The sequence below is a fragment of the Enterobacter sp. MGH 16 genome (assembly GCF_000493175.1).
GTDB classification, from domain to species: Bacteria; Pseudomonadota; Gammaproteobacteria; order Enterobacterales; family Enterobacteriaceae; genus Enterobacter; species Enterobacter roggenkampii.
In genome coordinates, this window is the sequence record NZ_KI535695.1 from 193,897 (window position 1) to 204,892 (window position 10,996).

12 protein-coding genes are annotated in these 10,996 nt (G+C 56.2%); 5 read left to right on the forward strand and 7 right to left on the reverse strand.

Annotation, left to right across the window (positions count from 1 at the left end):
* The first annotated feature begins 84 nt into the window (after window positions 1–84).
* Window positions 85–3,174 (forward strand): beta-galactosidase, encoded by a 3,090-nt coding sequence (locus L362_RS21755; protein WP_023343497.1) that lies wholly within the window; start codon window positions 85–87, stop codon window positions 3,172–3,174.
* A 39-nt stretch (window positions 3,175–3,213) separates the two neighbouring features.
* Here the strand turns inward: L362_RS21755 and L362_RS21750 are convergent, their stop codons facing one another.
* A complete protein-coding gene (locus tag L362_RS21750; RefSeq protein ID WP_023343498.1) occupies window positions 3,214–4,047 on the reverse strand; it encodes a nickel/cobalt efflux protein RcnA in 834 nt (277 codons plus the stop codon).
* Between the two features lie 132 nt (window positions 4,048–4,179).
* Between L362_RS21750 and L362_RS21745 the strand changes: the two genes are divergently transcribed.
* Window positions 4,180–4,452: a metal-sensing transcriptional repressor gene (locus L362_RS21745; RefSeq protein ID WP_008499280.1), complete on the forward strand. Its 273-nt coding sequence runs from the start codon at window positions 4,180–4,182 to the stop codon at window positions 4,450–4,452.
* On the opposite strand, the gene L362_RS21740 is transcribed toward L362_RS21745, so the two are convergent.
* The gene (locus tag L362_RS21740) at window positions 4,445–6,010 is read right to left on the reverse strand and encodes an EAL domain-containing protein (RefSeq protein ID WP_023343499.1); all 1,566 of its coding nucleotides are present in this window, start codon (window positions 6,008–6,010) and stop codon (window positions 4,445–4,447) included. The genes L362_RS21745 and L362_RS21740 overlap by 8 nt on opposite strands.
* Before the next feature lie 219 nt (window positions 6,011–6,229).
* Here L362_RS21740 and L362_RS21735 point away from each other — a divergent pair, with 219 nt between their 5' ends.
* Together L362_RS21735 and ykgO are read left to right on the forward strand one after the other, a co-directional pair.
* On the forward strand, window positions 6,230–6,490 hold the full coding sequence (locus L362_RS21735) for a type B 50S ribosomal protein L31 (RefSeq protein ID WP_006176933.1): 261 nt from the start codon (window positions 6,230–6,232) through the stop codon (window positions 6,488–6,490).
* A 2-nt stretch (window positions 6,491–6,492) separates the two neighbouring features.
* On the forward strand, window positions 6,493–6,633 hold the full coding sequence (gene ykgO / locus L362_RS0122675) for a type B 50S ribosomal protein L36 (RefSeq protein WP_003859006.1): 141 nt from the start codon (window positions 6,493–6,495) through the stop codon (window positions 6,631–6,633).
* On the opposite strand, the gene L362_RS21730 is transcribed toward ykgO, so the two are convergent.
* Window positions 6,630–7,340, reverse strand: coding sequence for a GNAT family N-acetyltransferase (locus tag L362_RS21730; RefSeq protein WP_023343500.1), 711 nt, complete (start codon window positions 7,338–7,340; stop codon window positions 6,630–6,632). The genes ykgO and L362_RS21730 overlap by 4 nt on opposite strands.
* A gap of 101 nt (window positions 7,341–7,441) precedes the next feature.
* On the opposite strand from L362_RS21730, the gene L362_RS21725 reads away from it, so the two are divergent.
* Window positions 7,442–8,902 carry a MocR-like pyridoxine biosynthesis transcription factor PdxR gene (locus L362_RS21725; RefSeq protein WP_023343501.1) on the forward strand — a complete coding sequence of 487 codons (1,461 nt, stop codon included), beginning with the start codon at window positions 7,442–7,444 and terminating at the stop codon, window positions 8,900–8,902.
* Here L362_RS21725 and L362_RS21720 read toward each other — a convergent pair.
* The 4 genes from L362_RS21720 to tomB form a co-directional block, all read right to left on the reverse strand.
* Window positions 8,874–9,341 carry a YlaC family protein gene (locus L362_RS21720; RefSeq protein WP_008499285.1) on the reverse strand — a complete coding sequence of 156 codons (468 nt, stop codon included), beginning with the start codon at window positions 9,339–9,341 and terminating at the stop codon, window positions 8,874–8,876. The two genes, L362_RS21725 and L362_RS21720, sit on opposite strands and share 29 nt — an antisense overlap.
* 117 nt (window positions 9,342–9,458) lie before the next feature.
* Window positions 9,459–10,010, reverse strand: coding sequence for a maltose O-acetyltransferase (gene maa / locus L362_RS21715; RefSeq protein ID WP_008499286.1), 552 nt, complete (start codon window positions 10,008–10,010; stop codon window positions 9,459–9,461).
* 206 nt (window positions 10,011–10,216) lie between these two features.
* Window positions 10,217–10,435: an HHA domain-containing protein gene (locus L362_RS21710; protein WP_008499287.1), complete on the reverse strand. Its 219-nt coding sequence runs from the start codon at window positions 10,433–10,435 to the stop codon at window positions 10,217–10,219.
* 27 nt (window positions 10,436–10,462) lie between these two features.
* Complete coding sequence (tomB, locus tag L362_RS21705; RefSeq protein WP_008499288.1) at window positions 10,463–10,837, reverse strand: Hha toxicity modulator TomB; 375 nt, start codon at window positions 10,835–10,837, stop codon at window positions 10,463–10,465.
* Window positions 10,838–10,996 lie beyond the last annotated feature (159 nt).

Here is a 10,996-nt window from a genome sequence, read left to right on the forward strand (position 1 = left end):
GCTACCCTGCGATTGAATGCTTTACCGTCGCAGAATGCCAGGGCATGTTAACCAAAATTGTGAGCGCTTCGCAAAGAGGTTACTATGTCCAACACATCCTCGCTGACCCTCAGCGACATCCTGGCCCGTCGGGACTGGGAAAACCCCGGCGTTACCCAGTGGAACCGCCTGCCCGCACACGCGCCGTTGCACAGCTGGCGTAATGAATCTTCCGCCAGAGATGACGCTGGATCTATCAGCAGGCGCTCTCTTAACGGGATGTGGCGATTTAGCTACCTTTCTGCACCCGAGCAGGTTCCTGAGGCATGGGTCACTGAAGATTGCGCGGATGCCGTCGCGATGCCCGTGCCGTCGAACTGGCAGATGCAGGGGTTCGACACGCCCATCTATACCAATGTCACCTATCCCATTCCCGTTAACCCGCCTTTTGTGCCGCAGGAAAACCCGACAGGTTGTTACTCGCTCACATTTGACGTGGATGACGCCTGGCTTCAGCGCGGGCAAACCCGAATTATTTTTGACGGCGTGAACTCGGCATTCCATCTGTGGTGCAACGGGCAGTGGATAGGCTATTCCCAGGACAGTCGATTGCCCGCCGAGTTTGACCTCTCGGCGGCATTACGCCCCGGGCAGAACCGCCTGGCGGTCATGGTCTTGCGCTGGTGCGACGGCAGCTATCTGGAAGATCAGGACATGTGGCGCATGAGCGGCATTTTCCGCGATATCTCCCTGCTGCATAAGCCGGAGACGCACATTGCGGATTATCACGTGGTCACCGATCTGAATGCGGAGCTGGACCGCGCGGTGTTGAACGTTGAGGTCGCGCTGGCAGGCGCAGGCTACCCGGAATGCGAGGTGGCGATCACGCTGTGGCGCAACGGTGAGCGGTGTGGCAGTACTACCCAACGGCCCGGATCTGCCATTGTGGACGAGCGCGGCAACTGGGCCGAGCGGTTAACGGCGGCGATCCCGGTTACAGCCCCGGCGTTATGGAGTGCAGAAACCCCGGAACTCTATCGTCTGACGATCGCGCTTTTGGATGCGCAGGGCAACGTGCTGGAGACGGAAGCCTGCGATGTCGGCTTCCGCCGGATTGAAATCAGCAACGGCCTGCTGAAGCTCAACGGTAAACCGCTGCTGATCCGTGGGGTTAACCGGCACGAGCATCACCCGGAAAACGGCCAGGTGATGGACGAAGCGACGATGCGTCGCGATATCGAGATCATGAAGCAGCACAACTTCAACGCCGTGCGCTGCTCGCACTACCCGAACCATCCGCTGTGGTACCGGCTTTGCGATCGCTACGGGCTGTACGTCGTTGACGAGGCCAATATCGAAACCCATGGCATGGTGCCGATGAGCCGCCTTGCTGACGATCCGCGCTGGCTGCCCGCCATGAGCGAGCGCGTGACCCGCATGGTGCAGCGCGATCGTCATCATCCCTCAATTATCATCTGGTCGCTGGGCAATGAGTCCGGCCACGGTGCAAATCACGACGCGCTGTACCGCTGGGTGAAATCCACGGATCCGACGCGTCCGGTGCAGTATGAAGGCGGCGGCGCGAACACGGCGGCGACCGATATTGTCTGTCCGATGTATGCCCGGGTCGATCAGGATCAACCCTTCCCGGCGGTGCCTAAATGGTCAATCAAGAAATGGATCGGCATGCCGGATGAAACGCGTCCGCTGATCCTCTGCGAATACGCCCACGCGATGGGAAACAGCTTCGGCGGATTCGCGAAATACTGGCAGGCGTTTCGAAGCCATCCTCGCCTGCAGGGGGGATTTGTCTGGGACTGGGTCGATCAGGCATTAACGAAGAAAGACGAAAATGGCAACGCGTTCTGGGCGTACGGCGGGGACTTTGGCGATAAGCCAAACGATCGGCAGTTCTGCCTCAACGGCCTGGTCTTCCCCGATCGCACGCCGCACCCGGCGCTGTTCGAGGCGCAGCGCGCGCAGCAGTTCTTCACCTTTACGCGGGTCAGCACCTCTCCGCTGGTGATTGAGGTGCAAAGCGGGTACCTGTTCCGCCAGACCGATAACGAAGTGCTGAGCTGGACGGTTGCCCGGGATGATAAGGTACTGGCTTCGGGCGAGGTGACGCTGGCGATAGCCCCTGAAGGCGTTCAGCGTCTGGAGATCGCTCTGCCGGAATTGAAAGCCGAGCCGGGAGAAGTCTGGCTGAATGTTGAAGTGCGCCAGCCGCGGGCAACACCGTGGTCACCGGCTGACCATCGCTGCGCGTGGGAACAGTGGCTGCTTCCGTCTCCGCTGTTTGTCGCACCGCCAGCCTCTGCGGGCGAGCCGCCGGTTTTGACGCAAAACGACCGCATCCTGGCGATCGCGCATGGTCAACAGCGCTGGCAGTTCGATCGCGCAACCGGAAACCTGGCTCAATGGTGGCGAAATGGCGTGGAAACGCTGATATCGCCTCTGACGGATAACGTCAGCCGTGCGCCGCTGGACAATGATATTGGGGTGAGTGAAGCGACGAAGATCGATCCGAATGCCTGGGTTGAGCGCTGGAAAGCGGCGGGCATGTACGATCTCACCTCGCGCGTTCTGTACTGTGAGGCAGAGCAGCACGCAGGGGAGGTGGTGGTCACAACCCAGCACGTCCTTGCGTATCGCGGCAACGCGCTGTTTCTGAGTCGTAAAACCTGGCGGGTGGACGATCGGGGAGTACTCCACGGCGATATTCAGGTGGATATTGCGTCTGATATCCCGGAACCCGCGCGCGTTGGCCTGAGCGTTCATCTCGCTGAAACGCCGGAAAACGTGTCCTGGCTGGGGCTGGGGCCGCATGAAAACTATCCGGACAGAACGCTGGCGGCACAGCAGGGGCGCTGGACATTACCCCTGGCGGAGATGCATACGCCGTATATCTTCCCGACGGAAAATGGTTTGCGCTGTGATACGCGGGAGCTGGCGCTGGGAACGCATCAGCTGAACGGCCGGTTCCATTTCTCGGTGAGCCGCTACGGCCAGCAGCAGCTGCGGGAGACAACCCATCACCATCTGCTGCGCGAAGAGCCGGGATGCTGGCTCAATCTCGATGCGTTCCATATGGGCGTGGGCGGCGACGACTCCTGGAGCCCCAGCGTCTCGCCGGAATTCCTCCTGCAGACACGCCAGCTTCGCTATACCTTCAGCTGGCAGCAGAACCCTTAACTGACCCTGGAGATGCGGCCACAGAGTGTGGCCGCAGGCTTACGCCAGAATGCCGCTCAGGCCATGCAGGCTCATATAAATCCCTACCACGGTAATCAGCGCAGCGGAGATCCACGGTGCTTTACGGGAGAATTCGCTAAACCCGGGCCAGCGTTTGGTCGCGTGCTTGAGGCTCAAGGCGGCAATCGCGCCGGAAGCGACAAGCGTTAACGCCAGACCAATGCTAAAGCTGAACACCAGCGTCGCGCCGAGGGCGAAATGCTTCAGCTGCAGGCAGATCAGCAGAACGGTAATGGACGCCGGGCAGGGGATAAGCCCGCCGGTCAGGCCAAACATTACGATCTGTCCGGTGGTGACGTTTTGGCCACTGAAGCGCCGGTTAATATCCTGCGCGTGCGCGCGCTGGTGGGCGTCCTGCCACTCTTCTTCAACCAGCGGGTGTTCGTGGTGGTGATATTCATGATGATGGTCATGGTCATGGTCGTGGTCATGGTGGTGGTGATGATCATGGTCGTGATGATGATCGTGTGGCTGGCTCTCTTTCCAGGTTCGCCACGCCATCCACAGGGCGATCGCAACGATCAATACCCCTGAGATCAGCTGGAACCAGGGTTCAGACGTATGCGCATCCCATCCCCGACCAAACCATAAACCCGCCATGGCGATAATCCAGACTACTGCCGTATGTGAAAGCGTAGCGGCCAGGCCGAGCAGGACCGCCTGTTTCAGCGTGCCGCGGATAGCCACGATAAAGGCGGCCATCATGGTTTTTGAGTGACCCGGCTCCAGGCCATGTAGTGCACCGAGCAGGATAGCGCTGGGAACAAACAGCCAGGCATTACCCTGCTGCAGAAGTGAGGCGAAATCGTTCATTGAAATTTCCGGAATGGAAGCGTGCGCAAATAGTACTCCCCCCCAGTAGCTTAATACTACCCCCCAGTAGAAAAATACTCAGGGGGAGTAGAGCGTGATATGCTCTAAAAGCCAAAACTGAGGGAGACAGAGATGTCACATACCGTTCGCGACAAGAAGATGTTACTGACTCGCCTGAAGAAAATTCAGGGGCAGAGCACCGCGCTCGAAAAAATGCTCAACAGCGAACACGAATGCGCCGAGGTGTTACAGCAGCTGGCGGCGATCCGTGGAGCGGTCAACGGCATGATGATGCAGGTGATTGAAGGGCACCTTACCGATCACGTGGTGAAAGAGCCCGAAGAGGCGCAGCGTGAAGCCGATCTTGGCGTAGTGCTGCAGGTGATGAAATCCTACCTTAAGTAGCGTGCGTGCCGAGGTTATTCTCTGCCCAAAGAATAAATTCCGTCTTTGGTAGCGCTTTGCTGTAGTACCAGCCCTGTCCGTACTGCACGCCGTGCTGGTGCAGCCAGGCGAGCTGCCCGGCGGTCTCGACGCCCTCCGCCACCATCGCCAGCTTCAGCGACTTCGCCATTTCAATAATGTGCGGCGTCACGTTTTTATACTCCAGCGCATCCACGAACGATTTATCAATTTTTAGCGTGTCGACATCCAGATCCTGCAGATAGCTCAGGCTGGAATAGCCCGTACCAAAATCATCAATATAGACAGGGTGCCCCGAACGGCGGAATGCGGCGATAGCCGGCGCGCTGATTTTGGGATCGGCAAAGCCGCGCTCGGTGACCTCAAGGGCGATTTGGCCTGGGTGGACCTTCCATTTGTTCAGCAAGTGACTCAGCAGCGGCGGCAGCGTGCCGGAGGTCAAATCGGCGGGCGCGAGGTTGATGGAGATATGCTGATCGGGGTGAAGATGCAGCCAGCTGCCCATATCCTCGAACACCTTTTCGATAACGAGCTGCGTCAGCTGGGAGATAAGCCCGGTTTGTTCAGCAAGAGGGATAAAAATATCAGGTGAGAGGCTGCTTCCGTCCGGCTGCGGCCAGCGCGTCAGCGCCTCTGCGCCGACAATTTTTCCGCTACACAGCGCCACGATGGGCTGATAGTGAACCACAAAATCGCGGCTGTTAATGGCATCAAGCAGGCGGTTGCGCGGCGACTGGATGCGACGCAGTATCCGCAGGACAAAGAGCGCGGCAAGCAGGCTTATCAGGATGCCGAAGGGCAGCCACAAAAGCAGCTGCCGGTGCCAGGTTTCAGCCAGCGGTTTGAGCGTAGCCCATGCAACGACGGTAAACCCCAGTTCAGGGACGGGCTTCATAACGTACATTGAACCGTCGTACTGTATGCTGGTCATCTCCTGACCCATGATCATGTCACGGATATGCGGATCGAGCGTATTGCTGCTGGCAAAGATGCGGCGTGTGGTATTTCCTACCAGGGCAGCATCAATCGCTATCTCGCCGAAGGGGATCACATCCACAAGCGAGGCCGGATCGACCAGAACAAGATAGTGACCTTGCCCCAGTACGGCCATGTAGCGATGAAACCCCAGATCGTTTTGCGTGGTCAGCCATGCGCTGTAACCATCTTCGGTAACGCGCATCGGCGGGGGGAAAGGGGCGGCATGGCTGGTTTGTTCAAGAGAGGAGCAGAGTGGCCTGAGGTTGTCGATATAAATCACTTCCTGCACATATCGCCACGAGAAAGCGACCCGTCGCATCTCCCTTAACTGCAGGGGGCTGCACGGCACACCCTCAAAGGCCTGCAGATGATTGAGCGCTTCCTTCGCCTGCCCCACGACCTTGTCGGTACGTATCAGCACGCGTGAGGCATAGTTATCCAGCGCATCGACAAATTTATCTTCCGCCTGACGATGAGCCAGCCAGATGCTCAGGCAAATGGGGACCAGCACGGAAAAGATAAGTATGCCAGTCACCAGACTGACCAGATGTCGGGTTTTCATGCCGTCGTTTCCTTCCTCGTATACCCGTTCCTGAGCACTGAGTTCCCTGCCTGAAGAGAAAGATTTTACCGCGAAATGATATAGTTATAGCACGTGGGTGGCGTGGTTTTCATTTTATTTCAGGTAAACCAGAAAATATCGTCAGAAGGAAGGGGTTGTTTTTTTAACCTGGTCTGGATATTATTTTGTTATGTTATAACAAAACACAAAGGGTTTACGATGAAACCAAACATCCATCCAGCGTATCGCACCGTGGTATTCCACGACACCAGCGCGAATGAATACTTCAAAGTCGGCTCAACCATTAAGACCGACCGCGAAATTGAACTCGACGGTGAAACGTATCCATACATTACCATCGAGGTTTCTTCAAAATCGCACCCGTTTTATACCGGTAAGCAGAAAACGTTCTCCACGGACGGCAGCGCAGCGCGCTTCCGCAAGCGTTTTGGCGGTTTTCTCAATGCGAAGCGGGGCTAACCATGCAGGTACTTAACTCATTGCGCAGTGCAAAACAGCGTCACCCGGATTGCCAGATAGTCAAACGCAAGGGACGCTTGTACGTGATTTGCAAATCCAATCCGCGCTTTAAGGCGGTGCAGGGCCGTAAAAAAAGACGCTAAACGCGCGTTTCTCGCCAGCTTTCCAGGGATCTTTTCTGTTTGCCATCGGCAGTAAAATTGTCGGTGGCAAGCCAGCTTTCAAAGGCGTTTGCCAGCGCCGGCCACTCTTTGTCGAGAATCGAAAACCAGTCGGTATCCCGGTTATGACCTTTTATGACCAGCGCCTGACGAAAACGCCCCTCAAACTGAAAACCCAGACGCAGTGCCGCTTTGCGGGAAGGCTCGTTCAAACTATTGCACTTCCACTCATAACGCCGGTAGCCCAGGGTATCGAACACATACCGCATCAGCAGATATTGCGCCTCTGTTGACATGGGCGTGCGGCTTAAAAGAGGCGAGAAGTGAACGTGCCCCACCTCCACAACCCCGTTTTTAGGATCGATCCGCATCAGGGACAGCGTTCCAACGGGGGACTGAGTCCGGTTATCCATCACGGTAAAGTGGATGGGATCGGATAACTCGCTTACGCTCGCCACCCATTCGGCAAACTCCTCTGCGGTAGCGTCGGGTTCACGCAGCAGCCACGTCCAGCTGCGCGTATCGTCAGCCAGGGAATAGGCGGAAAACAGCGCGTTGGCATGCTCCACGCGCAGCGGTTCAAGCCGACAATAGCGTCCCTGAAGCACGACCCGGGACGGGTGCTGACGAGGCTGCCAGTCGCTAAGCGCTTCGCCTACTGGCTGTCCGAACTGATTGAATGTCTTCATCTTAATTTCCGTGACGTTGAAAAGAGTTCCAGACTAGTGAATTGCTGGTTCCTTAAAAAGAACCACTGCGCTATGTTTTGATGGTGCCACGAGGAGGTGAGATGAATATACCGGGTGATGAATTTTATACCTTGCTCAATGCTGCCCTGCAAAAACGTGGGGAAGAGACGCGCCAGCGCGCGCTTTATCTTGCGTTACGGGAGGCCATACTGTGCGGAAGGCTACTGTCCGGCAGCCAGCTTCCCGGTTCGCGAACGCTGGCTCAGCAGCTCTCCCTTTCCCGCAATACCGTCAATGCGGCGCTGGACCAGCTCACGCTGGAAGGGTATTTGCAGCGTAACCGCCAGGGAACGCGGGTGGCACAGCTCGCTCACCGCTCTGTCGCCCGGACATTGCCGGACCCTGCCATCAGGCTCGCCCGGCGGGTCGGCCTGCTGCCAGCGCCCGTGCCCCGGGACACGCCGGTGCTGGCGTTTACCCCGGGAACCCCGGCTATCAACTATTTTCCGCTACCGCTGTGGCGGCGATTGTACGATCGCGTGATGCGCGAGGAGGGAAGTGCCCTGCTAGGGTATGGCGACCCGGCCGGTGAACCGTCGCTGCGGGCAGCGATTGCCCGACACCTCGCCCTGTCCCGCGGTATCGACTGCGACGCCAGCCAGATAGTGATAACGGAAGGGGCGCTTGAGGGGGTTAACCTGTGCACCATGCTGTTGAGTGAGCCTGGCGATGTCGCGTGGGTGGAAAACCCCGGCTATAGCGGGGCAAAGAGCGCGTTTGTTAAAACAGGCCTGACCATGACGGGAATCCCTGTTGATGACGAGGGAATGTGCTGGGAAGGACGGGATGCGCCTGCTCCCTCGCTGATTTTTACCTCGCCTTCGCACCAGTTCCCCTACGGAAGCGTGCTCAGCGCCCGGCGACGTCTGGCGCTGCTGGAACTGGCCCGGCAGCAGAATGCGTGGATCATTGAAGACGATTACGACAGCGAATTCCGTTATGCCGGTGAGCCTGTGCCCGCGATGCTGGGGATGGTCAACAACGCGCCCGTGGTTTATCTGGGAACGTTCAGTAAAACGCTGTTTCCGTCGCTCAGAATGGGCTTCATGGTCTTGCCGCCAGCGCTGGCGAAAGCGGCTCGCCCGGCCATCGGCTCGCTGTTGCGGGGCGGGCATCGTGCCGAACAGCGTACGCTGGCGCTGTTCATTGAAGAAGGCCACTATGCCCGTCATCTTGCCGCCATGCGTCGGCTCTATCGTAAGCGATACCGCCAGCTGCGGGAGGTGCTGGGGGCAGAGCTTCACACGCCGCACCGTATACTGGCCGGTGAAGGCGGGATGCATCTGACGCTGGCGATAGACGATATTGACGACCAGACGCTGGTGGCGCAGGCGAGGGCGTTTCAGCTGGCACCCGCTGCACTGAGCGGGTATTACCTGGAGGCGAAGCAGGGGCAAACCGGTCTGGTTTTAGGTTACGGCAACACCTCTGCTTCGCAGTTTGCGCCGGGGATCCGGCGTCTGCAGGCGTTAATTACGCAGCAGCAGGGCGCGAAAGGGTAAAGACATCATAGAAAGAGAGCTGGCCTTTGGTGGAGACCATTTTCTGCAGCTTCTCTTTTTGCGCTGTTTCAACGGCCGGAGAGTGCATGATGCTGTCGATCAGCTCCGTGGGCACGAAACGTGTGTTATACCATTCACCGTTGTAGCAGACCCGGAAATCGAGAACGTCGATATCTTCGTAACGGTAGCGCGGATTCACGTCGAAAAAGAAAAAGGCGTTAAAGACCACAAACAGCACAACCAGCAGCCAGACGGAGTCCACCAGCGTTTCGGACTTCAGCATCACAATCAGCGTCGCAAGCCAGGCGGCATACATGGCGACAAACAGTCCAGGATGTTTGCGAATAAAGCTAATGCTAAAGCGCGGGCGATTGTCGCGCTTTTCGCGGAGGTTAAGATCGTCGATGGTGGCGGTAAGCAGGCGCTGTATCTCGGTCATTTTTTGCCTTCATAAGAGTTGACAATACAGGGTGTCTGCCAATTTTAGGGGAGCCATCGGGCTGAAAAAAGTAACAGTCAGGCGCTAAAAGACCATAACAGTTGGCTCCCCGCGCCCTTATAAAGTTTTGATGATTTTTGCCGGATTGCCGCCCACGACGACGTTAGCCGGGACGTCTTTTGTCACCACGGCGCCGGAGGCCACCACCACATTATCACCGATCGTGACGCCAGGGTTAATGACCGCCCGGCCACCAATCCAGACATTATTCCCAATGTTGACCGGTTTCCCAAACTCCACGCCGCTGTTCCGTTCCTCTGCATCCAGCGGGTGGGTGGCCGTATAAATGTGCACACCCGGCGCGAGCATGCAGTTATCGCCGATACGAACAGGGCAGACATCCAGCATCACGCAGTCGAAGTTCGCGTAAAAGTTTTTGCCCAGATAAATATTGTATCCGTAGTCGCAGCGGAAGCTTGGTTCTATATAAGCGCCTTCGCTTTGCCCCAGAAGTTCCGCCAGGATGTTCTGGCGTTCTGTTTTTTCATCGGGCGCGGTGTGGTTATAGCGGTAAACCAGATGGCGGGCCCGCAGTCGGTCGGCCCGTAACGTCTCATCGCCGGGGCGATAATGTTCACCGGCAATCATCTTCTGTTTTTCTACGCTCATAGGAAACCTCTCTGGAAATGATTACCGCAGAGTAATCGGAACAGGTCGAGAGGGGAACGTTCCCGAAAAGCCGATGTGACTGTCGTCACAACATTGTTGCTGATGAACACGTTTTACACGGAGACCTGGCCTGGGCACAGGGAACATAACGGGATAGGTAAAAAACTCAGAACGTGGCGTAGAACTCTACAGACACCCTTCAAAGATTAACGGACAAATTTCCATACAGAAGTAGGGATTTTGTCATACAACTTATTCATGGTCAGCTCAGCAAGACGATGGTCAGCGGCTGAATAAAATACGGCCAGTTCATTATCAGAAAGCTCGTATTTATTCTTTTCAATCACGCGTTCGAGGGTGTCAATTGACTGACAACGTCGTAAGCGCATCAAATAATCGATTTTAGTGAGTGGTTTATCAGACATAAATTCACCTTAGTAATTGTAATAATTTTAACAGGAAAGGCTAACCGGGTTAGCTCTGCTCACGTTGACGAAACAGCGGAATAGCCGGTTTCCCGATTTACGCCATTTTTGCAAATCCTGGGCGTTAATGCCGTAACTACTGAACAACATAAAGGTGTCGTCCAGGTATTCATCAATTTGCTCAATGAGCTTATTATCTTCATTGTACTTAATTTTATAATTAAGTGCGAAGGTTGCGATATGCTCTATCAGCTCATTCAACTGTAAATTGATGGCAGACGTTGGGTCGTTTACCCAGCCATGGTTGCTTTCATCAAGGTTGGCAAGGCAGTCATGGTACAAGGATTCGCAGAGAAATTTCAACTGCGCGATATCATGCCTTTTTGGCGAGTACTCGTCCATAGCGCATCCCCTTCTGAGTGATTTCTTACTCACCGAACATCATTGTCGGGATGGATACAACTGACTTAGCTACATGAGTGCTGTGTTCCTGATAACCTAACTATAAGCCACTCCTTCCTGGATTTCATCGCGCTATTACGAAAAATTACAAATAAAACC

What these genes read in the sequence shown, in the direction of transcription:
- L362_RS21755 (WP_023343497.1), top strand. Translation starts at nt 85, where the DNA reads ATGTCCAACACATCCTCGCTGACCCTCAGCGACATCCTGGCCCGTCGG.
- L362_RS21750 (WP_023343498.1), bottom strand. Translation starts at nt 4,047, where the DNA reads ATGAACGATTTCGCCTCACTTCTGCAGCAGGGTAATGCCTGGCTGTTT.
- L362_RS21745 (WP_008499280.1), top strand. Translation starts at nt 4,180, where the DNA reads ATGTCACATACCGTTCGCGACAAGAAGATGTTACTGACTCGCCTGAAG.
- L362_RS21740 (WP_023343499.1), bottom strand. Translation starts at nt 6,010, where the DNA reads ATGAAAACCCGACATCTGGTCAGTCTGGTGACTGGCATACTTATCTTT.
- L362_RS21735 (WP_006176933.1), top strand. Translation starts at nt 6,230, where the DNA reads ATGAAACCAAACATCCATCCAGCGTATCGCACCGTGGTATTCCACGAC.
- ykgO (WP_003859006.1), top strand. Translation starts at nt 6,493, where the DNA reads ATGCAGGTACTTAACTCATTGCGCAGTGCAAAACAGCGTCACCCGGAT.
- L362_RS21730 (WP_023343500.1), bottom strand. Translation starts at nt 7,340, where the DNA reads ATGAAGACATTCAATCAGTTCGGACAGCCAGTAGGCGAAGCGCTTAGC.
- L362_RS21725 (WP_023343501.1), top strand. Translation starts at nt 7,442, where the DNA reads ATGAATATACCGGGTGATGAATTTTATACCTTGCTCAATGCTGCCCTG.
- L362_RS21720 (WP_008499285.1), bottom strand. Translation starts at nt 9,341, where the DNA reads ATGACCGAGATACAGCGCCTGCTTACCGCCACCATCGACGATCTTAAC.
- maa (WP_008499286.1), bottom strand. Translation starts at nt 10,010, where the DNA reads ATGAGCGTAGAAAAACAGAAGATGATTGCCGGTGAACATTATCGCCCC.
- L362_RS21710 (WP_008499287.1), bottom strand. Translation starts at nt 10,435, where the DNA reads ATGTCTGATAAACCACTCACTAAAATCGATTATTTGATGCGCTTACGA.
- tomB (WP_008499288.1), bottom strand. Translation starts at nt 10,837, where the DNA reads ATGGACGAGTACTCGCCAAAAAGGCATGATATCGCGCAGTTGAAATTT.